Genomic DNA, 24,997 nt, shown 5'->3' with positions numbered 1-24,997 from the left:
GAAAACGGTAGCGCGTCGCCCGGAACGGCAGCGATGGTTCCCGGTGGAGCTAGCGCCGCGGCCTGGGCTGGCACCGCGGGCAGGAGAACGACGAGCGGTTCATGAACTTCTCCCGGCGCACCGGTGCGCCGCAGCGCCGGCACGGCTCGTCCTCGCGTCCGTAGGCGGCCAGGGCGCGCTCGAAGTACCCCGACTGCCCGTTGACATTGACATACAGCGCGTCGAAAGAGGTGCCGCCGACGTCCAGAGCCTCGGACATCACCGCGCGCACCTCGTTCAGCAGCCCGTGCAGGGCCGGGCGGGTGAGTTTCGCGGCGATCCGCTCGCCGTGCAGGCGCGCCCGCCACAGCGCCTCGTCGGCGTAGATGTTGCCGATGCCGGAGACCACGGTCTGATCCAGCAGCACCCGTTTGATCTCGGACTGCTTGGCGCGCATGGTTTTTACCACCGCGTCGGCGTCGAAGCGCGGGTCGAGCGGGTCGCGGCCGATGTGCGCGACCGATTCCGGCACTCGCGTGCCCTCCACCTCGATCAGGGAATTCAGTGCCCAGCCGCCGAATGTGCGCTGGTCGACGAATCGCAGCTGCGCGCCCGTGTCCAGCATGGCGACGATGTGCGCGTGCTTCTCCAGCGGCGCGTCGGCGGGCTGCACCAGCATCTGCCCGCTCATGCCGAGGTGCACGACGAGGGCCAGGTCGGGGTCGTCGAAGGTGAGCCAGAGGAATTTGCCGCGCCGCTGCGCGGATTCGACGCGCAGCCCGGCCAGCTGCGCCGCCAGGTCGTCGCCGCCGAGCAGATGGCGGCGCACCGAACGCGGATGCTTGACGGCGACCGATTCGATCACGCTGCCGACCACATGGTCGGCGAGCCCGCGCCGGACGGTTTCGACCTCGGGAAGTTCGGGCACGCTGCTCCTCTAGCCGTCGCCGGTCAGCGACTGCCAGGCGGCGCCCGCGGCCTTCTGCTCCGCTTCCTTCTTCGAGCGGCCGACACCCTTGCCGTAGGCCTGTCCGCCGACCATCGCGGTCGCGGTGAATTCCTTGTCGTGGTCCGGCCCGGTCGAGGTGATCTCGTAGCTGGGCACGCCGATGCCGCGCTCGGCGGTCAGCTCCTGCAGGCTGGTCTTCCAGTCCAGCCCGGCGCCCATCCGCGGGCCGCGCTCGAGCAGATCCGCGAACAGCCGCAGCACCACCGTGCGGGCGACGTCGATGCCGTGCTCGAGGTGCACCGCACCCAGCAGCGACTCCATGCCGTCGGCGAGGATGCTCGGCTTGTCGCGGCCGCCGGTCATCTCCTCGCCCTTGCCGAGCAGCAGGTGCCGGCCGAGCCCGCCCGCGCCGAGACCGCGGGCGACCTCCGCCAGCGCGTGCATGTTCACCACGCTCGCGCGCAGTTTGGCGAGTTCGCCCTCGGACTTGTCCGGGTGTTCCAGGTACAGGCGCTCGGTGATGCTCAGGCCGAGCACCGAGTCACCGAGGAACTCCAGGCGCTCGTTGGTCGGCAGACCGCCGTTCTCGTAGGCGTAGGACCGATGGGTGAGCGCGAGCCGGAGTAGGTCCGGGCGCACGTCGACGCCGAGTGCCTCGAGCAGAGGGGTATGGTCGGCGGTCTCGCCCACGGCGGGCGCGTCCGCTCCGTCCTTGCTGGCGGTCACGTTCGGCTACCGATGGGCGCTCAGATGGCCGAAGCGACCTGGCGGCCCTTGTAGGTGCCGCAGTTCGGGCACGCGATGTGCGGCAGCGTCTTCTGGCCGCAGGCCCGGTTCGGGCAGGTGACCAGGGTAGGCGCGGTGGCCTTCCACTGACTGCGCCGCGAACGGGTGTTGGCACGGGACATGCGGCGCTTCGGAACGGCCACGACTACTTCTCCTCTGTCTTGGAACCTGCCGAGCCGTTGCGGCTCGCAAGCGATCGGTTTACGTCGGGTGCGTCGGTGTCGGAAACACCGGCGCCGGGCTCCTCGGCCGCGAAATTCGCGAGCCCGGCCCAGCGAGGGTCCAGTATCTCATGCCGGTGATCCGGGCCCGCAATCGCCATCCGCACACCGCATTCCGGGCACAGTCCGGCGCAGTCCGGCTCGCACAGCGGCTGCAGCGGCAGCTCCAGGCCGACCGCGTCGACGACCACCGGCTCCAGGTCGATCCGGTCGTCCACCAGGCGGTAGACCTCGTCGTCTTCAGTGGTCTGCTCGGTGGCGCTGTCCGGGTAGGCGAACAGCTCGGTGATCTGGAGCTCCACCTCATCGGTGAACGGCTCGAGGCAGCGCGAGCACTCCCCGGCCAGCGGGGCCGTCACCGTGCCGGTGACCAGCACGCCCTCGGACACCGCCTGCAGCGTCAGGTCGAGATCGACCTCGCTGCCGGCCGGGATGGCGATCATCTCCAGCCCGATCCGCGCGTGCGCGGTCGCGGTGCGCCGCACCTGCTTGATCGAGCCGGGGGCGCGTCCGAGGCTGCGGGTGTCCAGCACGAAGTCCGCGTCGGTCGAACGACGACGCGAACCGGAACCGGATTCGGCGGGCATCACGAACTCACTCACGTTGGGCTGGGGGTTTCGGGCAACCAGTCTACGGTACGCGAATCCGCGGCCCACGCCCAAACCGCAGCTCAGTGCCGGAATTCGGCGGCGTAGTCGGGCACGGCCGACCCGGTCCGCAGCTGCTGGCGCCCGCGCCCGACGGTCCGCAGCGCACCGTGCAGCGTCTCCTCGAAATCGGCCAGCTTGGAATCGACGTAGTGGTCGCATTCCGCGCGCAGCCGGTCGGCCTCGGCCTGCGCGGCGTCGATGAGCCGGGCGGACTCCGCGTGCGCGGCGCGCACCACCTCGGTCTGGTTCACCAGGCGCTCCTGCTCGGCGCGGCCGTCGGCGACGGACCGGTCGTAGGACGCCTGGCCCGCGGCGATCATCCGGTCGGATTCGGTGCGCGCCCGGCCGGTGACGGCCTCGAATTCGGCCTTGCCGTCGGCGACCACTCGCTCGGCCTCGGCCTGGGCGGTGGCGACGAGGTGGTCGGCGTGCGCGCTCGCCTCGGCGACCATCCGGTCGGCGTGCGCCTTGGCGTCGGACAGGATCCGGTCGGCCTCCTCGCGGGCCGCGGTCACGGTCTGCCTGGCCTGCTCGTCGGCGGTGGTGACCGTGGTGTCGGCGGTCTCGCGGGCGTCGGAGACGATCTTGTCCCGGTGATCCAGCACGTCCTGGGCGTCGTCGAGTTCGCCCGGGATGGCGTCACGCACGTCGTCGAGCAGCTCGAGCACGTCGCCGCGAGGAACGATGCAGTTGCGGGTGGGCGGGATGCCCCGCGCCTCCTCCACGATCGCGACCAGTTCGTCGAGTGCCTCGAATACGCGGTACATCTGCTGACCCCACTCTCCTACCGAACTCTCGCGGCGGATCACGCCGCCCGGCCTATTGCAGCCTGGGCCCAGTGTGCCTCTCGTCACGGGCATCTGCCCAGTTCACCCGCGGTGTGTCGGGCGGGTGTTTCCTATGCCACAGAAATCAAGTGGAGGAAATCTCTCCACTTGGTGTTATCTTTTCTACTGAGCGGTAGACCAGCTGGGTGCCGCCGGCCTGTGACACCCGGCGACGTTGGATCGGAATGACAATGGCTGTCCTGTATCCGGTACATCGAGGACTGGGGGTGGACCCCCAGCCCGGCTCTCTTGTACCCGCACAGGCCGACGAGAAAACCGCTGTTCAGCCCGCCTCGCGCGGTCGGTTCCTGATCGATTGGCTGGCATGGGTCGGCATGGGCCTGGCCGTGCCGCCGCCGGACGCCTTCCGGCTGGCCCTGCGCGCGGCGGACGAGCAGGCGCGCGCCGACTCCCCGACGCTGTTGTCGCGGCTGTCCACCGGAGGTCTCTCGCGCGGGGCCGCGAAGCATCTCCCGGCCGCCGACGCCGAGTGGGACACGCCGGTGGACGACGCGCCGGTGCGCACCTCGGAGCGGGCGACGCCCCGGCTGCTCACACAACTGGGTGCCTATCTGCGCGGCGACAAGTGGCTGCCGCAGCTGATCCGGTTCGCGCTGGTCGGCGGGTTCAGCAATATCGGCTACTTCCTGCTGTTCATGGCCTGCTACGGCGGGGGCGCGCAGCTGGCCAATCTCACCGGGTCGGTGGTGAGCACCGCGCTGGCCAACGAAATGCACCGGCGGCTGACCTTCCATGCCGCCAATCGGGTCGGCTGGCTCACCGCCCAGCTCGAGGGCGGCGGGCTCGCGCTGGCCGGGCTGGCCATCACGTCGGCGTCGCTGGCGGCGTTGGATTTCGTCGCGCCGGGGCTGAGTGATGTCGCCGAGGCGCTGGCGGTCATCGCGATCACCGCGGCCGTCGGTGCGCTGCGCTTCCTCACCTTGCGGCTCTGGGTCTTCTGAGTCCGGCCGCTGAATCCCGGGCGCGCAACGGGTGCGTGAACCCGCACGGGGTGCGGGAAGAAGCTGGTCGGATGAGCAAGGAACCGCGTCGGATTACCCGCCGTCCAAGGACAGCAAACGCAATCCGAGTATTCGATGTGGAGGCCTGCAATGAGGCACTGCCCGGGATGTCGCACGTCGGCGTGGAGCGGGACGCGCGCGGTTCCGTTCCGGATCCGCCCCGCCCTCAAACCGGACGAGTTCTGCGAGAGCTTCACCTCGCGCCGGCGCCGGCCGCGCACCGATCGCGAGCCGGAATGAGTGTGCCCGGCCGTCCGGAGTGCGCCGAAAAGCCATGCGCGGCTTTCGGAGTCCATCGGCGGCGGGAGGTGGTCCGGCACGGGGTCACCGACGACGAGATCCGGCGGCGCTGCTCGGGCGGGCGGTGGCGGCGGCTGCGCCGCGGGTCCTATGCCGACGAGGCGGTCTTCGCGGGGCTCGATGCCGTGGCACGCCATCGCGTCCTCGCCGACGCGGTGCTCGCGGACCTGTCGGCCGACGCGATTCTGAGTCATCAGTCCGCGGCCGCGGTGTACGGCGCGCCGGTGTGGGCCGCGCTGCTGGACCGGATCGACGTCACGCGCAATCGGCGCAACGGCGGGCGGATCCGGCCGAAGACCAAGGTGCACTGCGCGCCGGTCGAGACGGTCGCCGAGTTGGACGGCTTCGTCCTCACCACGCCCGCGCGCACGATCGTCGACCTGGCCCGCGCCGCGCCGTTCGAGGCGGCGGTGGTCGCCGGTGACGCGCTCGCGCGCGACTACGGCGTCACCGCACGGGAACTGGCCGCGGAACTGGATCTCGCGCATCGCAGGCACGGTGTCGGGGCGGCGCGGCGCGTGGTGGAGTTCCTGGATCCGCACAGCGAGAGCGCCGGGGAATCCCGCAGCCGGGTGGCGCTGCACCGACTCGGCCTGCCGCGGGCGCGGGCGCAGGGCGACGTCTACGGCGGCGAGGGGCGAATGCTCGGGCGGGTCGATTTCTACTTCGGCGACACAGGGGTGGTCGGCGAATTCGACGGGCGCGTGCGCTACGGGCGCCTGCTACGGCCCGGCGAGGATCTGGAGGAGGCGGTGCGCGCCGAGAGTCGGCGGGAAGCGGCCTTGCGCGCCAACGGCTTCCAGGTCGTTCGCTGGACCTGGGACGAGCTGGCGACCGGGGAGGTCGCGCCGCGGTTGCGGGCCGCGCTGGCCCGCACCCGCCGTGTCCGCCCGGCGGGGTTCATCTGCCAGGCGCCGCTGCCGGAGCCGAAACCGCTTGCCCTGCGCGCACTGTGAGCCCGGCCGTACCCCGCCTGCCGCGCGGTACGGCCGGGCCGCGCACCTGTTAGCGTTCGGACATGGCTGGAGCACTGTGCCCCGGGTCCTACGACCCGGTGACCAACGGGCATATCGACGTCATCACGCGGACCGCCGCGCAGTTCGACGAGGTCGTCGTGACGGTGATGATCAACAAGAGCAAGCAGGGCATGTTCACCGTCGACGAGCGCATCGAGATGCTGCGCGAGGCGACCGCCGACCTGCCGAACGTCCGCGTCGAGTCCTGGCACGGCCTGCTGGTGGATTTCGCCCGCGAACAGGGCCTCACCGCGATTGTCAAGGGCCTGCGCGACGGCAACGACTTCGGCTACGAACTCCAGATGGCGCAGATGAACCGCAAGCTCTCCGGCGTCGACACCTATTTCGTAGCCGCCAACCCCGCCTTCAGCTACCTGTCCAGCTCCCTGGTCAAGGAGGTGGCCACCTTCGGCGGCGACGTAGCCGACATGCTCCCCCCGAACGTCCACAAACGCCTCCTCTCCCGCATAGCCGAACGCCGCTCCTGACCGGCCCCAGCCCCACTCCGAACCGACAGCTCCCTTCGCCACACAAAGGGAGCTGTCGCTCACCACTCACACCACGTCATCCCGGCACGGTTTCGGCCGGGATCCACGACGCGCGGGAGGGATCCCGGCAGCGGTCGCGCGTATAGCTGCCGTGCTCAGACCCCGTGGCGGCGGTCGCCTGTGACCAGCTCGGCGACTTCGGCTTCCGCGGCTGGGGAGAACGGGGTGCGAGCGGCTTCCACGGCTCGGTCGGTGTCCTCGGTGATCAGGTCGGCGTTGATATGTCCACCGGCGACGGCTCCGGCCGCTGCGGCACCGCCGACCTGGGCGGAGAGGTCGGTGACATTGCCCGCGGCCCAGACTCCGGGGACCTCGGTGCGGCCGGTGGGGTCGGCGGGGATGTGCTCGCCCATGCCGCTCGGATGGTCCGCCGGGCGCAACCCGAGGTCGGCCAGGAAGTCGGCGCGCGCCACCATGCGCGGCGGGGCCGCGATCACCTCGCGGGCGATCACCGTGCCGTCGGCGAGCCGCACGCCGGTGAGGCGATCGTCGGCGCTCTCCAGCCCCGCCACCTCGCCGGTCACCACCCGAATCCCCCGTGCGGCAAGCTGTTCGGCCTGCTCGCCGGTGGGTGTGTCCATGGTGTGGCAGAACAGCGTGACGTCGTCGCTCCACTGCCGCCACAGCAGCGCGCCGTGCACCGACATCGGACCGTTGGCGAGCACCCCGATCGGCCGGTCGCGCACCTCCCAGCCGTGGCAGTACGGGCAGTGCACCACGTCGCGACCCCACCGATCCCACAGCCCGGCGACGTCGGGAAGTTCGTCGGCCAGACCGCTGGCCACCAGCAGCCGTCGCGCCCGCACGCCGCGCCCGTCCGCTGTCGTGACGACGAAATCCTCGCCTTCGCGCGCCGCGGTCGCGACCGTCCCGGTCACCACCTGCCCGCCGTACTGCCGGACCTCCGCGCGCCCGCGCTCGAGCAATTCCTTCGGCGACATGCCTTCCCGGCCCAACAGCCCGTGCACGCCCTCGGCCGGAGCGTTGCGCGGCTCCCCCGCATCGATCACCAGCACCGACCGGCGGGCGCGGGCCAGCATCAGCGCACCGTTCAACCCGGCCGCGCCACCGCCGATCACCACGACGTCGTAACGGTCCTTCAGCTCCTCGGTCATGTGACCACCTCCTCCCCACGACCATGCGGTCACATCGGCCGATCGCGCAAACTTCTTTGCCGAAATGGCAAACTGGAGGCATGGAAGACATCGATCAGGCACTGGACGCGGTCGGTCCGCGACTGCGCGCCCTGCGCCGCCAGCGCGAGACCACCCTCGTCGACCTGTCCGCGGCGACCGGCATCTCGGTGAGCACCCTGTCCCGGCTGGAGTCCGGGGCCCGCCGCCCCACGCTGGAGCAGCTGCTCCCCTTGGCCCGCGCCCACGGCGTCACCCTCGACGAGCTCGTCGACGCGCCGCCCACGGGCGACCCGCGCGTGCACATGCGGCCGATCACCCATCACGGGATGACCATGGTGCCGCTCACCCGCCGGGCGGGCGGCATCCAGGCCTACAAGATGGTGCTGGCCCCCGAGGACCGCCCCGGCGAACCGAACCCGCAGACGCACGACGGATACGACTGGGTGTACGTCCTCAACGGCCGGCTGCGGCTGATCCTCGGCGAGCACGACCTGGTCCTGTCCCCCGGCGAGGCCGCCGAATTCGACACCCGGGTGCCGCACTGGTTCGGCGCGGCGGGCGACGAACCGGTCGAGCTGCTCAGCCTCTTCGGCAAGCAGGGCGAGCGGGCCCACCTGCGCGCCAGGCCCAAAAGCTAGGGCGCATAACGGCTTTCAGTTCTCCGGCTCGTATTCGGCTGTCTCGATCCGGGTTTCGCCGTAGCGACGCGCCTTCCGCACCGAAAACCCGCGCGGCCAAACGGTTTCGGGCGACCGCGTAGAGCGCTCCACCACCACGATGGCCTCTTCGCGCAACCAGCCGTTACCGACCAGCGCCACCAGATCCGCCGCCACATCCTCCCCCGAAACGGCGTACGGCGGATCCGAGAACACCAGATCGTACGGAGCGGCAGGCACCCCGGCCAGCACGGAACCTACTGCGCCCACCCGCAACTCGGCCCCCTTCACACCCAGGTCCGCGATATTGCCGCGCACCACCGCCGCCGCCTTGCGGTCGGACTCCACGAGCAGCGCATGCCCCGCCCCCCGCGAAAGCGCCTCCAGCCCAAGCGCCCCCGACCCGGCATACAGATCCAGCACCCGCACCCCCTCGAAATCCATCCGCGCCGCAAGCGCATTGAACAGCGCTTCCCGCACCCGATCCGAGGTGGGCCGAGTCCCCGCGGGCGGCACCCGCAACCGCCGCCCGCCGACCACCCCGGCCACGATCCGGGTCATCGCCGAACCACCGGCCCTGCCGCACCCGCAGCGGTCGAGGCCCTCACTCCGCCGCGGTCTCGTTCAGGCGCAGGTCGACCAGGAGGTCGCCGCCCTCCACCTGCTGGACCTTGCCGATGGCGATGCGGCGGACCACACCCGCGCGGGGAGCGGTGATGGCGGCTTCCATCTTCATGGCCTCGATGGTGCCGATGGTGTCGCCCGCGGCGACCGTGTCGCCCTCGGAGACGACCAGGGTCACCACACCGGCGAAGGGCGCGGCGATGTGACCCGGCTCGGCCTTGTCAGCCTTCTCCGCGACCGGAACCTCGCTGGCGATCGACCGGTCCCGCACGGTGACCGGGCGCAGCTGCCCGTTGAGGATGCACATCACGGTCCGCATGCCGCGCTCGTCGGGCTCGGAGATGGCCTCCAGCCCGATCAGCAGGGTGACGCCCTTCTCCAGCTGGACCCGGTGCTCCTCGCCGCGGCGCAGCCCGTAGAAGAACTGGTTCGCCGACAGCCCCGACGTGTCGCCGTATTTCTCACGGTGGGTGAGGAATTCGGTCGTCGGGCCGGGAAACAGCAAGCGATTCAACGTCGCCCGGAGTTCCTCTGAGGTGCCATTGAGCCCCGCCTCGTCCGCGGCGGTCAACTGTGTCTCCGGCTTCGCGGCCCCGCGACCGGCCAGGGCCCGGCTGCGGAACGGCTCGGGCCAGCCACCGGCGGGCGTGCCGAGTTCCCCACGCAGGAAACCGATCACCGAGTCGGGAATGTCGAAACGCCCCGGGTCACTGGCGAAGTCGTCGACCTCGACACCGGATCCCACCAGCGACAGCGCCAGATCCCCGACCACCTTCGACGACGGCGTCACCTTCACCAGCCGCCCCAGCAGCCGGTCCGCCGCCGCGTATTTCGCCTCGACCTCCTCGAATCGGTCGCCCAGCCCCAGCGCGATGGCCTGCTGCCGCAGGTTCGACAGCTGCCCGCCCGGGATCTCGTGGTGGTAGACGCGCCCGGTCGGCCCCGGCAGCCCGGATTCGAAGGGCCCGTAGACCTTTCGCAGCGCCTCCCAGTACGGCTCGAGATCGCACACGTTCTGCAGGTTCAGCCCGGTGTCGTAGGGCGAGTGCGCCGCCGCCGCGACAATCGCCGACAGCGCGGGCTGAGACGTGGTGCCCGCCATGGGAGCCGACGCCCCGTCGACCGCGTCGGCACCGGCCTGCCACGCCGCCAGGTACGTCGCCAGCTGCCCGCCCGGGGTGTCGTGGGTGTGCACGTGCACCGGCAGGTCGAAGTTTTCCCGCAGCGCCGTCACCAGCGTGTGCGCGGCGGGCGCGCGCAACAGCCCGGCCATGTCCTTGATGCCGATGATGTGCGCCCCGGCCGCCACGATCTGCTCGGCGAGCTTCAGGTAGTAGTCGAGGGTGTAGAGGTTCTCGTCCGGATTCGACAGGTCGCCGGTGTAGCTCAGCGCGACTTCGGCCAGCGCCGTACCGGTTTCGCGCACCGCGTCGATCGCCGGGCGCATCTGGTCGACGTTGTTCAGCGCGTCGAAGATGCGGAAGATGTCGATCCCCGTCGCGGTCGCCTCGGAAACGAAAGCGCGCGTGACCTTTTCGGGATACGGCGTGTACCCGACGGTGTTGCGGCCCCGCAACAGCATCTGCAGGTTGATGTTCGGGATCGCCTCGCGCAGCGCCGCCAGCCGCTCCCACGGGTCCTCGTACAGGAACCGCAGCGCCACATCGTAGGTCGCGCCGCCCCAGCACTCGATCGACAGCAGTTCCGGCGTCATCCGCGCCACGTGCCCGGCCACCTGCAACAGCCCGTTGGTCCGCACTCGCGTCGCCAGCAGCGACTGATGCGCGTCGCGGAAGGTCGTGTCGGTGACCCCGACCGCCTTCTGCTCTCGCAGCCAGCGCGCGAAACCCTCCGGCCCCAGCGCCAGCAGCCGCTGCCGCGAGCCGTCCGGCGGCGGCGCGGACAGGTCGATCGCGGGCAGCTTGTCGTGCGGGTACACCGTGGTGGGGCGCTCGCCGTGCGGCTTGTTGACCGTGATGTCGGCGAGGTAGTTGAGGATCTTGGTGCCGCGGTCGGCCGAGCCGCGCTGGGTCAGCAGGTGCGGCCGCTCGTCGATGAACGAGGTGGTAACCCGCCCGGCGCGGAAGTCCGGGTCGTCGAGCACGGCTTGCAGGAACGGGATGTTGGTCGCGACGCCGCGGATGCGGAACTCGGCCAGCGCCCGCCGCGCCCGCGCCACCGCCTGGCCGAAGTCGCGCCCGCGGCAGGTCAGCTTCACCAGCATCGAGTCGAAGTACGCCCCGACCTCCGCGCCGAGGTTGGCGCCGCCGTCGAGCCGGATGCCGCCGCCGCCCGGACTGCGGTAGGCACTGATGCGGCCGGTGTCGGGCCGGAACCCGTTGGCGGGGTCCTCGGTGGTGATCCGGCACTGCATGGCCGCGCCGCGGATGGCGATCGCGTCCTGGCTCAGGCCCAGGTCGGCGAGGGTTTCCCCGGTGGCGATGCGCAGCTGCGCGGCCACCAGGTCGACATCGGTGATCTCCTCGGTCACCGTGTGCTCGACCTGGATGCGCGGGTTCATCTCGATGAACACGTGGTTGCCGCGCTCGTCGAGCAGGAACTCCACCGTGCCCGCGCACGAGTAGCCGATCTCCCGCGCGAACGCCACCGCGTCGGCGCAAATGCGTTCGCGCAGAGCGGGATCCAGGTTCGGCGCGGGCGCCAGCTCGATCACCTTCTGATGGCGCCGCTGCAACGAACAGTCCCGCTCGAACAGGTGCATGACGTTGCCGTGCTGATCGGCCAGGATCTGCACCTCGATGTGCCGGGGATTGACCACCGCCTGCTCGAGGAACACCGTCGCGTCACCGAATGCCGACTCGGCCTCGCGCATGGCCGCCTCCACCGATTCGCGCAGCTGCGCGCGGTCGGCCACCCGTCGCATGCCGCGCCCGCCGCCGCCGGCCACGGCCTTGACGAAGACCGGGAACTCCATCGACTCCGCCGCCGCCAGCAGCTCGTCCACGTCCTCCGACGGCGCGCTCGAATTCAGCACCGGCAGCCCCGCGGCCCGGGCGGCGGCGATCGCGCGCGCCTTGTTGCCGGTCAGCTCCAGCACCTCGGACGAGGGCCCGATGAACGTGATCCCCTCGCGGGCGCACGCGGCGGCCAGGTCCGGATTCTCCGAGAGGAAACCGTAGCCGGGGTAGACGGCGTCGGCGCCGGCCGTCTGGGCCGCCTTGATGATTTCCTCGATCGACAGGTACGCCCGCACCGGGTGACCGGGTTCCCCGATCTGGTACGACTCGTCGGCTTTGAGCCGATGCACCGAATTGCGATCCTCGTGGGGGAACACCGCGACGGTGCCGATGCCGAGTTCGTAGGCGGCGCGGAACGCCCGAATGGCGATTTCCCCGCGGTTGGCGACCAGCACTTTGGAGAACATCCGATTAAGGTACCTGGCTCCGGGGCGACTCCGGACGGCGAATACACCTTCGCAGCCAACCTCACAACCCAACCGTGTCGATCTGCAAAGTTGCGTAATCGGCCGGTAACCCCGCGTGCTCCGCGACGTCTGGCATCCGCCGGGCGTCGCCGGGACGAAATCCGCTCGAGCCGTGCGGTTTCCGGGCAATCACAGACCGTAGCGACGGCAATGCGGCGATACGCCAGGGAGAATGTTCGTTCGCCCCCGCACGGATGTGTGTCTGCCCCGCTACCCCATCGATCCTTCTCCGGCCGCACGCAGGGCGGTAGGATTGCGCGGCACGGATTTTCGCCACACCAGCGGATTCCGTTCCCGACAACGATGCCGTCCCCGGTCCCTGGTTGGCCTGTTGTCTCGATTCTTCGACAGTGGCGTGCACGATGATGATCAACCGACCGACGGGGTGCCCGGCACTCTGGTGATCGGTCGCGTCTCGTGCCGCCGTGGCGGGCGCTGACTGGTCATGACATGGACCGGGTTCGAACGGACAGGGCCCGCCCCGGGTGGCGCACGCGCACACCCGGTGCGAGTGTGGTCGGTCGCGGCGGGAGTCGACGACGCCGCGGCCGCACGGCACGGCGGAGTGGTGGTGGCCGCGGACCTGCGGCTGGCGGCCGAACAACTGTGCGCCTACCTCGACGACGAACTCGTCGACAGCGGACGCTGCCGCCTGTTCGCCTCGCGCGGTTCCCTCGACCCGCGCGACGTGGGCGATGCGATGCGAGTGGTCGCTCCGGTCCTTCGCGATCCCGAAACCGGGGCGGTGGCGTACGGCGACTGGCGCCTCGCCGACGCCACGCTGACAACCTCGCGAGGCGAGTGGTGAACGAAGCGAACACGGTCGGCGTGCGGTTCCTGGCGGCGTTGCGGCACGCGGAGGCCGACCCCGACCAGCAGCGCAACGCGAGCCTGCTGTGCGAATTGTGTGTGCGGCTGCTCTCGGTGGATCGGGCGGCGATCATGGTGTGCACCGGCGACGACGACTGGGAGATGCTGGGCGCGTCGGATCCGGTGGCCGTCGGCTGGTCTCAGGTGCAGGTGGCCGCCGGCGAGGGGCCCGGCCCGGAGGCCTACCGGCTCGACGCCCCGGTCCTGGTCCCGGATTTCGGCGGCGCGCTGGCGGGTGGGCGCTGGCCGCTGCTGGCGGCGAGCGGCCAAGGCCGCCGCGAGGGCGCGGTATTCGCCTTCCCGCTGCACCGGGGCGCGATCCGAGTCGGCACCCTCGATCTCTACACCGACGCGCCCGCCGCTCTGACCAGGGCCGAGTTCGCCGCGGCGATACAGGTCGCCGACGTACTCACCGTGGTGCTGCTCGCGGCGCTGCGGTCGCCGGATCCGGAGCTGCTCGACGCCACGGGCGTCTCCCCGATCGAGGCGCTCGCCGCGCTCGGCAATGGCACGGCGCTGGGCCCGTGGTGGGAGGCCGCGGTGTCCACCCGGGAGATCCATCAGGCCACCGGCATGGTGGCTGTCCAGCTGAGCGTCGACATCGCCGACGCGTATGCCCGCCTGGTCGCGCACGCGCTCATCGGCGGGCAGCCGATCGCACAGGTCGCCGCCGATGTCGTGGCGCGCCGGCTCCGCTTCGAGCCCGGCGACGACAGCGCACCCGGCCGGTCGCGGCCATAGAAGTCCGACACAGCACGGAGGTTTGAACAGCCATGGCAGGTCGAGAGCGCGTCCTGATCGCAGCGTTCGTCCGCCTCGCCGATTCCCTGGTCGCCGACTACGACCCGGTCGAATTGGCGCAGGAAATCGTCGACGTGCTAGGCGAATTGCTCCCGGGCACCTCCTGCGCGGTGCTGCTGGCCGACCACCTGGATCGGCTGCAGGTGCTGTCCTCCGCCAGCGAGTCGACCCGGCTCCTGGAACTGTTCCAGATCCAGGCGGATTCGGGGCCGTGCCTGACCGCCTACAAGGAGGGGCGCGCGGTCCGTATCGAGGACCTGACCGCCGAACGCGCACGCTGGCCCGTGTTCACCGACCACGTCCGCGCCGAGGGCTGGGCGGCGATGTACGCGTTGCCGATGCGGCTGCGGGACGACCGGATCGGCGTCATCAACTTGTTCGCGCCCCGCCCCCGCTACCTCGGCGACGACGATGTCGCCCTGGCGCAGGCCATCGCCGACGTCGCGACGATCGGCATCCTCCACGCCCGTGCCCTCGCCGACTCCCTCGAGGTGTCGGCGCAACTGCAGGGCGCGCTCAACAGCCGGCTGGTCATCGAGCAGGCCGACATCAATATGGACGCCGCGTTCGCCGCCCTGCGCAACCACGCCCGCGCCACCAACACCCGCCTGATCGACCTGGCGCGCACCGTCATCGACCACACCGCCGACACCGCCGCCATCCTCGCCCGCCGCCACCCGGCGCCCTGAAAGCCCGCGACACCGCGGAATATCCGCTTGCCCGCGTGGCTTATCCTCTTCTGTGCAGCTGGTTCGCTGCGCCGGCGAGTTGGAGCCCCGAGCGTCGGACGGCAGCGTCGAAACCGGTCCGTACGGGCCGGCCAGAGGGAACCCGGTGGGAATCCGGGACTGTCCCGCAGCGGTATGCAGGAACGACCGCCGTCACCAGCACTGGATGCGCGACATCTGGGAAGCGACGGCCAGTAGGACCGCCCCCGACGGGGATTGCCTGCGAGTCCGAAGACCTGCCGGCTGTGCCGGATACGCCGTATCCGGCGGCCACCGCCTCGTGGACCGGGCGGGCGGACACCAGCGCGTCGCATCGAATCCTTCGGTGCGGGAACACGTCTCGGGCTCCGTTCGCTTTTTGTGGCGGTGACCCGTGGCTTCCAGCACTGGAGAGAGACCGTGACTGTGCACAACCCTTTCACCGCAACGGTTCTCGGCATTCCGCGGATCGGGCCGCGGCGCGAACTCAAACGCGCGACCGAGAGCTACTGGGCCGGACGCATCGACGCCGGCGAACTACAGGCCGTCGGCCGTGAGCTGCGCACCCGGCAGCTCACCGAACTGGCCGCCGCCGGACTGGATTCCGTTCCGGTCGGCACCTTCTCCTACTACGACCAGATGCTCGACACCGCCGTCATGTTCGGGGCGCTGCCGCCGCGCGTGGCCGATATCGCCGACCCGCTCGACCGTTACTTCGCGGCCGCCCGCGGCACGGACACGGTCGAGCCGCTGGAGATGACCAAGTGGTTCGACACCAACTACCACTATCTGGTCCCGGAGATCGGGCCCGGCACCGCGTTCGCGCTGCACCCCGACAAGCTGATCGCGGAGCTGCGCGAAGCCCGCGAGCTGGGCGTACCCGCCCGCCCGGTGGTGATCGGCCCGCTGACGTTCCTGAAACTGGCCAAGGGCGTCGATGGCGGCACCCCGCTGGACCGGCTGAACGACCTGCTCCCGCACTACCGCGAGTTGCTGCAGCTGCTCGCGGCCGAGGGCGCCCAGTGGGTGCAGATCGACGAGCCGGTGCTGGTCACCGACCTCACTCCGACCGAATTGGCGCTGACGCGGCGCGTCTACGCCGAGCTGGCGGGCCTGCCGCAGCGCCCGGCGATCCTGGTGGCGACCTACTTCGGCAGCCCGGGCCCGGCGCTGCCCGCGCTGGCGGACATGGGTGTGGAGGGCATCGCCCTCGACTTCGGCTCCGGCGCGACGGTCGACGAGGTGGCCGCCGTTCCCGCGCTCGCGGGCAAGCTGGTGGTCGCGGGCGTGGTCGACGGCCGCAATGTCTGGCGCACCGATCTCGACAAGGCGCTCGCCACGCTGGGCACCCTGCTGGGCAGCACGGGCGCGCTGGCGGTGTCGACCTCGAGTTCGCTTCTGCACGTGCCGTATTCGCTCGACGGCGAGACCGAGCTGGATCCCGCTCTGCGGTCATGGCTGGCGTTCGGCGCGGAGAAGATCCGCGAGGTACGGCTGCTGGCGACGGCGGTGCACACCGGCACCGAGGCCGTCGCGGACGAATTGGCCACGGCCCGTGCGGCTCTCGCGAGCCGCAGCACCGACGCCAGGCTGCGCGACGACGCGGTGCGCGCTCGCCTGGCCGCGCTCGGACCCGACGCGACACACCGCTCCCCCGCCGCGGAACGCCTTGCGCTGCAACGGGAACGGCTGCGACTGCCGCTGCTGCCCACCACCACGATCGGCTCCTACCCGCAGACCTCCGCGATCCGGCAGGCCCGCGCGGCGCTGCGCAAGGGCGAGATCGGCACCGCGCAGTACGAGGACCGGATGCGCGCCGAGATCGCGGACGTCGTTGCGCTGCAAGAGAAACTGGGCCTGGACGTGCTGGTGCACGGCGAGCCGGAACGCAACGACATGGTGCAGTACTTCGCCGAACAGCTGGACGGGTTCTTCGCCACGGCCAACGGCTGGGTGCAGTCCTACGGCACCCGCTGCGTGCGTCCGCCCATCCTGTACGGCGACGTGTCGCGGCCCGAGCCGATGACGGTGCGGTGGATCGAATACGCGCAGTCGCTCACCGACAAGCCGGTCAAGGGCATGCTGACCGGCCCGGTGACGATCCTGGCGTGGTCGTTCGTCCGCGACGACCAGCCGCTGGCCGACACCGCCCGGCAGGTCGCGCTCGCCATCCGGGACGAGACGGTGGACCTGCAATCCGCCGGCATCCGGATCATTCAGGTCGACGAGCCCGCGCTGCGCGAGCTGCTGCCGCTGCGGGCGGCGGCCAAGGGGGCGTACCTGGACTGGGCGGTGGGCGCGTTCCGGCTGGCGACCGGCGGGGTCTCCGACGCCACGCAGATCCACACCCACCTGTGCTATTCCGAGTTCGGCGAGATCATCGGGGCCATCGCGGATCTGGATGCCGACGTGACCTCGATCGAGGCGGCCCGCTCGCGCATGGAGGTGCTCGACGATCTGAACGCGGCCGGTTTCCACCTCGGCGTCGGACCGGGCGTCTACGACATCCACTCGCCGCGGGTGCCGAGCGTCGAGGAGATCACCTCGTCGCTGCGGGCGGCGCTGAAAGCCGTTCCCGCCGAACGCCTCTGGGTCAACCCGGACTGCGGGCTGAAGACCCGCGGACCGGCGGAGGTGGAGGCGTCGCTGCGGAACATGGTCGCCGCCGCCCAGGCCGTGCGCTGACCGAGCCGTCCCGCCCCGGCCGTCCGGGGCGGGACGGATTCGCACGCTACGCATCCGGACATCGGGACAAAACACCTCGCAACGGCGCTATTTTGGGCCCGACTACCACCAATATTGCAATGTTTGCGAAGCCAATGGGTAGCATCGGCGGCGTGCGCAAGATGTATGCGGGTGCCCGACTACGGCGGTTGCGCGAGGAACGGCGGATGACCCAGGCGGCGCTGGCCAAGTCCCTGGAGCTGTCCCCCAGTTATCTCAACCAGCTCGAGCGCGATCAGCGGCCCCTGACGATTCCGGTGCTGCTGAAACTCAATTCGACCTTCGACCTGGATGTCCAGTTCTTCGCCGCGGACTCCGACGCGCGACTGGTGTCGGATCTGCACGAGGTGCTGGTCGAGGCGGCCGGGGGCACGGCGCCGCCGGCCGCGGAGGTCGAGGATCTGGCCACCCGCCTACCCGAGGTCGCCAAGACCATCGTCGCCATGCACCGCCGACTACGCGCGGCCACCGACCAATTGGATCTGCTGTCCTCCAAGGTCGCCACGCCTACCGGCGCGCCCGGGGTGCCGATGCCCTACGAGGACGTCCGCGATTTCTTCTACGACCACCACAATCACATCGCCCAGCTGGATCTCGCGGCGGAGCGGCTGTTCGACGAATGCGGGTTGACGATCGGCTCGCTGGACCGGCAGCTGGCCCGGGTCGCCGAGGAGCGGGCGGGGGTCACGGTGCTGGTCCGCGGCGACGGCGCGGACCCGAACATCCCCAAGCGCCACTTCGACGCCGAGTCGCGCACGCTGACCCTGGCCCGGCGGTTGCGTCCCGGGCAGCGCGCCTTCCAGATCGCCACCACTCTGGCATTCCTGCTGTACGGGCCGCTGCTGGACGAGGTGTTGAGCGACACGCCTTCCCTCACCGGCGAATCCCGCTCGCTGGCGCGGGTCGGGCTGGCCAACTACTTCGCCGGGGCGCTGGTGCTGCCGTACGGGAAGTTCCTGCGGTCGGCCGAGGAACTCCACTACGACATCGATCTGCTGGGCCTGCGTTTCGAGGTGGGTTTCGAGACCGTGTGCCATCGCCTGAGTACGTTGCAGCGGCAGGGGCAGCGCGGGGTGCCGTTCTTCTTCGTGCGGACCGATCGGGCCGGGAACATCTCGAAACGCCAGTCCGCCACCGCGTTCCACTTCTCCCGGGTCGGCGGCAGCTGCCCGCTGTGGGTGGTGCACGAGGCGTTCGCGCACCCGGGGCGCATCCTCACCCAGGTCGCCTCCATGCCGGACGGGCGGCGCTACCTGTGGATCGCCCGCACCGCCCATTCCGCCGCCCGCGGATACGGCACGGCCAGTAAGGAATTCGCGATCGGGCTGGGCTGCGACATCGAATACGCCGACCGGCTGGTGTATTCCAAGGGACTACATCTGGACGACCCGTCGGCGGCTATCCCGATCGGCGCGGGCTGCAAGGTGTGTGAGCGGTCTTCCTGCCCGCAGCGGGCGTTTCCGCAGATCGGGCGGCCTCTCGCGGTCACGGAGACAACGTCCATAGACCTCCCCTACCCCCGCATCAACGAGACATGAGCGCTTGCCGAACTCAGAAGTTGTCCGTGAAGCTCTTCCTGAGCGGATAGCTCTCCTTGCGCGCATCCGGCAACGGGCGGACAGTTGAGGTGAGCAGGCGCTACGCCGCGAGATGTGGTGTCGCTCATCAGGTCCGGCAGCGTTGGAGTCGAGTCCTATGTGGTGGAAGAGTCGCTTCGAGCGCGAACAACAACGACAGCGCGACGAGCAGGCACGAGCGCGGGAAGAGTTGGAGCGCGTCCGCGATCGGATATCGAGAAACGAGGCGAAGCTTCTGGAATCGATGACGCAGGACCAGCGGGCGCAGTACGAGAAGCAACTCGCGGCCGATGCCGAGCAGGACTGGTACGACCGCCGGCGGCGTCGACGCAGGCAGGCGTCGTTCAGCCAGTACAGCAGCGACTCCTCGACTACGAACACCGGTACATCGTGGTTTCCCTTGGGCCGCCCGACCGATAGCGGCGGTTATACGGGGCCCGGCGGCAGCTCGTCGGGTAGCAACCTCTGGGGAGATCTCGACTATCGCGACTGATAGTTCGTGCTTCCTACGACCTGCTCCGACATGATGACTCGCGATGTTCGGGGTTCACGGACAGCTTCTTACGGTCGCGGGTGTTTCCCGCTGCGAACCTCGGCGACCGTGCGCGACAGCATCTGCCGCACCTGCGCGATCATCCGGGCGGAGTCGGTGGGCTTCACGGTGACGGTGCGGTCGCCGAAGCTCGCGTAGCGGCCGTCGTCGATCCAGTCGATGATCTGGAAGTCCTTGCGGCCCTCGGTATGCCGGTTGTCGGGGCTGCCCCAGGGGTAGACGGCGATGTGGAATGTCGCGCTGGCCGGTCGGTTGAACAGGCGCGCCAGCTGGTCCCTCGGCCCGACGACCCACGGGTCCTGCGGGGCGGGCCGATCCAGCTCCTCCACCGGGATCGACACGGTTTTCCCTTGCCCCGCAGCGCATTCCGGCAACTGCGCGATCAGGGCGGAGGCGAGGCGTTCGGCGGGCAGGAATGTCAGGCGGACGTCACCGCCGACGCCGTCCTCCGGCCCGGGTTCCTGCACGGCGATCGCACCGTGCCGATCGTGTACCGCCCCGTGGATGCGTATCCGCCGCTCACGACGCCGTCCGACGAATCCCGACACCTCGACGCGAGCCTCCGGCGCGAGCAGCACCGCAACGGCACGCTCGAGATCCTCGTCCAACTGCGGCAGGACCGTTCGAGCAACCCGCTGCCGAGTCCGGTTCACCTCCTCCCACGTACTTTCCTCGGTGAACCGATGCACCAGCGGATACGGCAACACGTCCCGCCCGGTCGAGTCCCACAACACCCGAAACTCCACCGCCCCGAACCGCCACTGCCTCTCACGCCGCATTACCGGCCCCTCGCCCACTCACCCGACACCCCGGCAACATTCGCATACGACGCCACACCCCGCGCCACCCAGCACCTTCACGCATCGCTGCCCCACCACCCTCTGCGCCGCCGAACGACAACACGCACAGCGCGCTCCGACGCGTCCCGCATCGCTGCCCGCAGCCGTCTCGTGCAAGGGCTCCACTATCCGGAAATCGCACGGGCGGGATCATGCGCCGAGGACGGGCGGTACCGTCTTCGGCAGGTCCGGGATGCCCGTCAGCTCGTCGCCGTGTTCCTTGGTCACCAAGTAGTCGGGGATTTCCTTGGTGCGTTCTTCGTCCTTGTCGCCCTTGCCTCGTCCGGCCGCGGCGGGACCGCCCATGCCAGGCATGCCGTTTGCTCCCCCGCGACCGCCGGACGCCCCTGGGCGCGCGGCGGCGGCCGCCGCACCGGGACGCCCCGCGAACGGCACGCTGCTGCCGACTCCGCCCGGACCACCCGTGCCGACGCCACCCGGTCCGCCCGTGCCGGATCCGATCGGGCCGCCCGAACTGCCGGTACCTCCGCCGACACCTCGCGGCACGGACGAACCCGATTGCGATCCCGCGCCGTTCGGGTCCGCGCCGGCCGAGGTCGTCGCGGCCGCCGGATCGGTCGCGGCCTGGTCTCCCGAATTCGCCGCACCCGTCGACTGGCCCGTGTCGGCCTGCCCGGACTGCGGGTTCTCCGGCTCCGCGCCTTGGGGATTCGGGCCGCCATCCCCCGGCGTGGGCGTCACGGTCTTTCCGTCCGGACCGGACGACGGTGCTGGCCCGCCGGTGCCCGGCTTCCACGGCGGCTCGACACCCGGCGTGACGGGCTTCTGCTCGTTGGGTTTCGGGATGACCGGAACGTTGGTGTCACTCTCGCGGACCACCGGCGCGTACACAGTCTGCAGCACCCGTTTGGCCTCGGCGTAGGCGTTCGCATAGGCCGTATCGTCGTTGCGCCAGCCGCGGCCGGCCACCCAGTGCCGCAGATTGCTCATGCCCGACCGATGCTCCGGCACATGCGGCACAAGGTCTTTGGTCGGTTCCAGACCCGTCCGCAACTCCGCCAATTTGTTGCTGGTCAGCGCGGCGGCCTTCGCGACCTGCGACGCCTGCGTCGTGTAATCGGTAACAGCCTGCGCGGCAGCCGTACTCGACTCACCGCGCCAGATATCCGCCCCGGTCGCCTTCGTCATCGCCTGCTTGAACGTGTCCAGCGACGTCGTCTCTTTCACACCGATCTGCCGCCAGGCCTCCACCAGATCGTTCACGGCCTTCAGATCGATCTTGTCGACCTTCGCCCGCAACGTCGACAGATCATGCTGCTCGAAATTATCGGTGCTGTGCACGGATTGGGGCCGAAACGCACCCTCGAACCCGATCTTCGACACATCCCCGCGAACCCAGTCACGCTGCCGGTTGTACCGATCCTGCACCTGACCGGGAGTCGTCGCGTCGGGAATGTCCTCACCGGCAATCAAACTGGTCAACGCGTGCCCCAACCGCGAGCCGAGGGCCGGGAGGGACATATCGGGAATACCGTAGTTGGGATACGTCATGACGTTTACCTACCCGCCGGATCGGTAGCACCGATCTCACCGGCATTGTCGACGTCCTGGCCGGTGAGCTGCTTGATGGACAGCGCCATGACTTCGCGCATGTTCTTCACGGTCTCGATGTGATCGCGGATGATCTGATCGATCGAGTTCGGTTCGCCGGTGGCCTGTTTGAGGAAGCCGGATTCGAGGGCACGGCCCATATCGAAATCACCGAAACCGGACACACGCTGCGTGATATTGCCGATGGTCGCAAGATCGTTCAGGTCGGTCAATCGCTGGTCGCAGGCGGCGAGACATTCCCGTGCCACAGCCTCATCGTTGAGATATAACACACCTGAGCGCGCTTGCTCGGCCAACTTCTGCCATTTCGCAACATCTTCGTCAGCCATAATGTGCACTTCCCTCCCCTGGTGACTTACTGAGGCAGCAATGGAACGATTTGGTTACCGACTTCACGGAGTGAGACACAAGGATCGCCGGGATTATCAACGATCAGACTGTTACCGACCATAATTTCGAAGACGCCCTGAGAGGCGGAGAATGCGACGTCGCAAGTATCGTTCTTGCTAGCGCCCTCGACTCGGTACTGTCGGCCGCTACGTCCCGCAATCACGACATCTTCGAAATCGACATTGCCAGGCTTGGTCTCGATCTCTTGCAGCGGTCGGCTCCCGGAGAAGACCGTGACGGTGTATCGCTTCCCCTTCCAGTTGCAGATTTCCCAGCCATGCTGATGAACCCCTGCGATCCCGCTCTCCTTGGCCGCCGGATTCACCCCCGCCCGCTGGAGCACATCGTCGGGAATCTGAGTACACGGATCCCACAGCTTCGCTTCGGCAGTGGTAGTCGCCGAGCCCGGCGCATCACCCCCATCCCCGTCGTTGCAGGCCCCCAGCACCGGCACCATAACCGCCAGCAGAACTACCGCGAGTCGGCGTGTCATCGACCGCCCCCTTCAGCTCGATCCCTGCCGCATCGTGACCGCCCGACCTTACCAAACCTGCTGCTCTAGGGGATCCCCGTGCCGAACGGCGCATCGCCGCCGCGACGGAGGTACCGGCCGGTTCCGGTGCACGGCCGGCGCATCGGGGGATGGAGCGTCCACACCTCCACGGATTGCCGGACGACATCCATCCACCCGCCGAGATGCGCGGAGGTCGGCACGACGACCGACCAGTTGCCCGGCGCCCCGATCGAGGCGACCAGCATCGGAAACCACGCGTCGGAAGGTTCCACGAAGACGGCACGCAGATCCCATCCCCGTTCCACGGCGAAGGCCCGAATGGCGTGGACGTGACCGTCGACCGCTTCGGGCGCGAGGTCGGCCCGCACGATGCCGTAGGCACGCGGATTCACCGGCCCGCCTCGGTCATTCGGAGAGCCACTGTTCGATGAGGTCCAGCGTCTCGGCGGCGTACAGCGGCACACCGTCTTCGGCATCCAGCAGCACCCACGCGCCGGGCCAGCCGAGCCCGGGCATCAGCCGATAGCCCGCCCGCGAGGCACGCTCGGCCAGCAGCCACAGTCGCCGCGCGCCTCGATCGAAGGTCATCGGCCACACCTCTCCGAGACTCATGAATGTTTCTGAGGCGCAATGAGTTCCGTCCAGTACTCGCGCCGCACGGCATCCCACAGCCGCGAGAGATCCGGGAACCGCTCACGCATCTGCGCCAGGTCCGGCGCGGCCCCCGGAACCGGCGCGGACATGAGCGGACGCGCCTCGGAGTGTCTGCGCACCAACAGAATTCGAGTGCGCTGCCGCTCGATGCGCCAGATGGCTTGCCAGCCATCGACTTCCGTAGCTCGATCGCACGTTCCCGACTCCCGAAAACCACACACAATCGCTCGAACCCTTCGCTCTTCGGATCGATCGACGACAGGGTTTGCCGCGCAGCACCACGCGCTACGCGAACGACACGAATTCGAACAGATCGAGTAGCCGCCGAAGTTTGCAAAAACCTTGCGCTACTGACTGTTCCGAGGATTACCCTGTCATCGGGGGCGAGATCAATTAGACCCCACGATTCGATTGCTGGACTGCCTTACGCTGCGTTTTCTACCAATCCCTCAGAGGTCCAGTGCGGTGCGGTTTCCCATCACCCGGTCCAGTACGGACCACATCAGATAGCGAGGCTAAGCAATGGCAGGTGGATCCACCCTTCCCCGGCGCGCCCTCGGCCGCCGCCTCCGCGCACTGCGGATCGAGGCCAAGAAGAGCCAACTCTCCGCCGCAGTGGCGATCGAGGTGTCCAAGCAGGGCATCGGACGGCTGGAGGACGGTCACGTCGTACGAATCAGCACATTGCAGTTCCGCGCCCTGCTGGACTTCTACAGCGCCAGCGAAGACGCCAGGGCCGAGGTAATGGGCCTTATCCAGGAAATCAAAGCGGCGAAGGGCAATTCGTCCAACGGATGGTGGCGGGCGTACGCCGATGTCGTTAACCCGCACTTCAATCACTTCATGAGTCTCGAACAGGCGTGTTCGACGATGACGGCCTTCCAGCTCACACTTCTGCCGGGTTTGCTGCAAACACCCGACTACCGCAGGTGGATTGTCGGGATCAACGACCCCGACATGGCACCGGTGGATGTCGAACGGCGACTGGAGTTGACCGAACGGCGGCAACGGCGACTCTCAGACGCGGAGTTCACGATGGAGGTGATGCTGTCGGAATCGACGTTGCGCCACTTGGTTGGTGGTCGTGAGGTGATGGCTGGGCAACTGCGGCACTTGATTGATGTCAGCGTTCGACCGAATGTGTCGATTCGAGTAGTCCCGTTCAGCGCCGGACCACATCCCGGACTGGTGATCCAGTCGTTCACGCTGTTCGAGTTCCCGCCTCTTCACACGAGCCGGACACCGGCACCGCCCGTCGTGTTTGTGGAAGGTTTCATCGGTGCGCTGTTCCTCGAAGACGATGACGTGATCGAACGTCACAGGACGGCTGCCACCGCTCTTCGCGATGTAGCGTTGACCGAGGACGACACCAGACGTCTGATGCAAGTGATCGCAGAGGAGTACGAAGCGTGACCACGGATGTATCCGGCGCGAGATGGTTCAAGAGTAGTCACAGCCAGGGAGGCGGGGACTGCGTCGAGGTCGCGCACCTCGACAAGGGCCTCGTCGGTGTCCGTGATTCGAAGAACCCGAGCGGACCGTCGTTGATCTTCACGCCGAACGAGTGGGACGCCTTCACCGCAGACGTACAGCACGGCAGGTTCACTCTGCCGACGGCGTAGCGGATCCACGCGCGA

At 69.1% G+C, this 24,997-nt stretch carries 26 protein-coding genes and 1 riboswitch; of the genes, 12 read left to right on the top strand and 14 right to left on the bottom strand.

Features of this window, described 5'->3' with window-relative positions; translation table 11 throughout:
• Positions 1 to 49 precede the first annotated feature (49 nt).
• From mutM to IU476_RS20035, 5 genes are all read right to left on the bottom strand, one after another.
• Positions 50 to 907, bottom strand: a complete 858-nt coding sequence (mutM, locus tag IU476_RS20055) for a bifunctional DNA-formamidopyrimidine glycosylase/DNA-(apurinic or apyrimidinic site) lyase (RefSeq protein ID WP_195102300.1) — start codon at positions 905 to 907, stop codon at positions 50 to 52.
• A gap of 9 nt (positions 908 to 916) precedes the next feature.
• The gene (gene rnc, locus IU476_RS20050; protein ID WP_438944039.1) at positions 917 to 1,654 is read right to left on the bottom strand and encodes a ribonuclease III; all 738 of its coding nucleotides are present in this window, start codon (positions 1,652 to 1,654) and stop codon (positions 917 to 919) included.
• A 20-nt stretch (positions 1,655 to 1,674) separates the two neighbouring features.
• Positions 1,675 to 1,857, bottom strand: a complete 183-nt coding sequence (gene rpmF / locus IU476_RS20045) for a 50S ribosomal protein L32 (protein ID WP_195102298.1) — start codon at positions 1,855 to 1,857, stop codon at positions 1,675 to 1,677.
• A gap of 2 nt (positions 1,858 to 1,859) precedes the next feature.
• The gene (locus tag IU476_RS20040; RefSeq protein WP_195102684.1) at positions 1,860 to 2,522 is read right to left on the bottom strand and encodes a YceD family protein; all 663 of its coding nucleotides are present in this window, start codon (positions 2,520 to 2,522) and stop codon (positions 1,860 to 1,862) included.
• Positions 2,523 to 2,605: 83 nt separating this feature from the next.
• On the bottom strand, positions 2,606 to 3,352 hold the full coding sequence (locus IU476_RS20035) for a DivIVA domain-containing protein (RefSeq protein ID WP_195102682.1): 747 nt from the start codon (positions 3,350 to 3,352) through the stop codon (positions 2,606 to 2,608).
• A gap of 287 nt (positions 3,353 to 3,639) precedes the next feature.
• Here IU476_RS20035 and IU476_RS37085 point away from each other — a divergent pair, with 287 nt between their 5' ends.
• The 3 genes from IU476_RS37085 (at position 3,640) to coaD (ending at position 6,238) form a co-directional block, all read left to right on the top strand.
• Positions 3,640 to 4,374 carry a GtrA family protein gene (locus IU476_RS37085; protein WP_324194153.1) on the top strand — a complete coding sequence of 245 codons (735 nt, stop codon included), beginning with the start codon at positions 3,640 to 3,642 and terminating at the stop codon, positions 4,372 to 4,374.
• 368 nt (positions 4,375 to 4,742) lie between these two features.
• Positions 4,743 to 5,690: a PDDEXK family nuclease gene (locus IU476_RS20025; RefSeq protein ID WP_324194152.1), complete on the top strand. Its 948-nt coding sequence runs from the start codon at positions 4,743 to 4,745 to the stop codon at positions 5,688 to 5,690.
• Positions 5,691 to 5,752: 62 nt separating this feature from the next.
• Positions 5,753 to 6,238, top strand: coding sequence for a pantetheine-phosphate adenylyltransferase (gene coaD / locus IU476_RS20020; RefSeq protein WP_195102294.1), 486 nt, complete (start codon positions 5,753 to 5,755; stop codon positions 6,236 to 6,238).
• Between the two features lie 155 nt (positions 6,239 to 6,393).
• Here the strand turns inward: coaD and IU476_RS20015 are convergent, their stop codons facing one another.
• Complete coding sequence (locus IU476_RS20015; protein ID WP_195102292.1) at positions 6,394 to 7,413, bottom strand: NAD(P)/FAD-dependent oxidoreductase; 1,020 nt, start codon at positions 7,411 to 7,413, stop codon at positions 6,394 to 6,396.
• 80 nt (positions 7,414 to 7,493) lie between these two features.
• Here IU476_RS20015 and IU476_RS20010 point away from each other — a divergent pair, with 80 nt between their 5' ends.
• Entirely contained in the window at positions 7,494 to 8,072 is a 579-nt protein-coding gene (locus IU476_RS20010; RefSeq protein ID WP_195102290.1) for a helix-turn-helix domain-containing protein, read from the top strand.
• A gap of 15 nt (positions 8,073 to 8,087) precedes the next feature.
• On the opposite strand, the gene rsmD is transcribed toward IU476_RS20010, so the two are convergent.
• The gene (gene rsmD / locus IU476_RS20005; protein ID WP_195102288.1) at positions 8,088 to 8,651 is read right to left on the bottom strand and encodes a 16S rRNA (guanine(966)-N(2))-methyltransferase RsmD; all 564 of its coding nucleotides are present in this window, start codon (positions 8,649 to 8,651) and stop codon (positions 8,088 to 8,090) included.
• Between the two features lie 43 nt (positions 8,652 to 8,694).
• The gene (locus IU476_RS20000; protein ID WP_195102285.1) at positions 8,695 to 12,099 is read right to left on the bottom strand and encodes a pyruvate carboxylase; all 3,405 of its coding nucleotides are present in this window, start codon (positions 12,097 to 12,099) and stop codon (positions 8,695 to 8,697) included.
• Between the two features lie 565 nt (positions 12,100 to 12,664).
• Between IU476_RS20000 and IU476_RS19995 the strand changes: the two genes are divergently transcribed.
• The 6 genes from IU476_RS19995 (at position 12,665) to IU476_RS19970 (ending at position 19,331) form a co-directional block, all read left to right on the top strand.
• Positions 12,665 to 12,967: a hypothetical protein gene (locus IU476_RS19995; protein ID WP_195102281.1), complete on the top strand. Its 303-nt coding sequence runs from the start codon at positions 12,665 to 12,667 to the stop codon at positions 12,965 to 12,967.
• Complete coding sequence (locus tag IU476_RS19990) at positions 12,964 to 13,770, top strand: GAF and ANTAR domain-containing protein (RefSeq protein ID WP_195102279.1); 807 nt, start codon at positions 12,964 to 12,966, stop codon at positions 13,768 to 13,770. The genes IU476_RS19995 and IU476_RS19990 overlap by 4 nt, the downstream gene beginning before the upstream one ends.
• A gap of 32 nt (positions 13,771 to 13,802) precedes the next feature.
• Positions 13,803 to 14,519: a GAF and ANTAR domain-containing protein gene (locus IU476_RS19985; RefSeq protein WP_195102277.1), complete on the top strand. Its 717-nt coding sequence runs from the start codon at positions 13,803 to 13,805 to the stop codon at positions 14,517 to 14,519.
• 97 nt (positions 14,520 to 14,616) lie between these two features.
• Positions 14,617 to 14,816, top strand: a riboswitch (cobalamin riboswitch).
• 141 nt (positions 14,817 to 14,957) lie between these two features.
• On the top strand, positions 14,958 to 17,222 hold the full coding sequence (gene metE, locus IU476_RS19980) for a 5-methyltetrahydropteroyltriglutamate--homocysteine S-methyltransferase (RefSeq protein WP_438944038.1): 2,265 nt from the start codon (positions 14,958 to 14,960) through the stop codon (positions 17,220 to 17,222).
• Between the two features lie 152 nt (positions 17,223 to 17,374).
• Complete coding sequence (locus IU476_RS19975; RefSeq protein ID WP_195102274.1) at positions 17,375 to 18,799, top strand: short-chain fatty acyl-CoA regulator family protein; 1,425 nt, start codon at positions 17,375 to 17,377, stop codon at positions 18,797 to 18,799.
• 157 nt (positions 18,800 to 18,956) lie between these two features.
• Positions 18,957 to 19,331 carry a hypothetical protein gene (locus IU476_RS19970; protein ID WP_195102273.1) on the top strand — a complete coding sequence of 125 codons (375 nt, stop codon included), beginning with the start codon at positions 18,957 to 18,959 and terminating at the stop codon, positions 19,329 to 19,331.
• A 68-nt stretch (positions 19,332 to 19,399) separates the two neighbouring features.
• On the opposite strand, the gene IU476_RS19965 is transcribed toward IU476_RS19970, so the two are convergent.
• The 6 genes from IU476_RS19965 to IU476_RS19940 form a co-directional block, all read right to left on the bottom strand.
• Positions 19,400 to 20,125: an ESX secretion-associated protein EspG gene (locus tag IU476_RS19965; protein ID WP_324194151.1), complete on the bottom strand. Its 726-nt coding sequence runs from the start codon at positions 20,123 to 20,125 to the stop codon at positions 19,400 to 19,402.
• A gap of 255 nt (positions 20,126 to 20,380) precedes the next feature.
• Positions 20,381 to 21,742, bottom strand: a complete 1,362-nt coding sequence (locus IU476_RS19960) for a hypothetical protein (protein ID WP_195102271.1) — start codon at positions 21,740 to 21,742, stop codon at positions 20,381 to 20,383.
• A gap of 5 nt (positions 21,743 to 21,747) precedes the next feature.
• Positions 21,748 to 22,131: a hypothetical protein gene (locus tag IU476_RS19955; protein ID WP_195102270.1), complete on the bottom strand. Its 384-nt coding sequence runs from the start codon at positions 22,129 to 22,131 to the stop codon at positions 21,748 to 21,750.
• 26 nt (positions 22,132 to 22,157) lie between these two features.
• Complete coding sequence (locus IU476_RS19950; protein WP_195102269.1) at positions 22,158 to 22,685, bottom strand: DUF3558 domain-containing protein; 528 nt, start codon at positions 22,683 to 22,685, stop codon at positions 22,158 to 22,160.
• 65 nt (positions 22,686 to 22,750) lie between these two features.
• Complete coding sequence (locus tag IU476_RS19945; RefSeq protein ID WP_195102267.1) at positions 22,751 to 23,098, bottom strand: hypothetical protein; 348 nt, start codon at positions 23,096 to 23,098, stop codon at positions 22,751 to 22,753.
• Between the two features lie 13 nt (positions 23,099 to 23,111).
• Complete coding sequence (locus IU476_RS19940; protein ID WP_195102264.1) at positions 23,112 to 23,294, bottom strand: hypothetical protein; 183 nt, start codon at positions 23,292 to 23,294, stop codon at positions 23,112 to 23,114.
• Between the two features lie 588 nt (positions 23,295 to 23,882).
• Here IU476_RS19940 and IU476_RS19935 point away from each other — a divergent pair.
• Together IU476_RS19935 and IU476_RS19930 are read left to right on the top strand one after the other, a co-directional pair.
• Positions 23,883 to 24,773 carry a DUF5753 domain-containing protein gene (locus tag IU476_RS19935; protein WP_195102262.1) on the top strand — a complete coding sequence of 297 codons (891 nt, stop codon included), beginning with the start codon at positions 23,883 to 23,885 and terminating at the stop codon, positions 24,771 to 24,773.
• Positions 24,770 to 24,982, top strand: a complete 213-nt coding sequence (locus tag IU476_RS19930; RefSeq protein ID WP_195102260.1) for a DUF397 domain-containing protein — start codon at positions 24,770 to 24,772, stop codon at positions 24,980 to 24,982. The genes IU476_RS19935 and IU476_RS19930 overlap by 4 nt, the downstream gene beginning before the upstream one ends.
• Positions 24,983 to 24,997: the final 15 nt, after the last annotated feature.

The organism is Nocardia blacklockiae, from assembly GCF_015477355.1.
GTDB lineage: Bacteria > Actinomycetota > Actinomycetes > Mycobacteriales > Mycobacteriaceae > Nocardia > Nocardia blacklockiae.
Note: the sequence above shows the minus strand (reverse complement) of the source record. Positions and strands in the feature narration are given on the sequence as shown.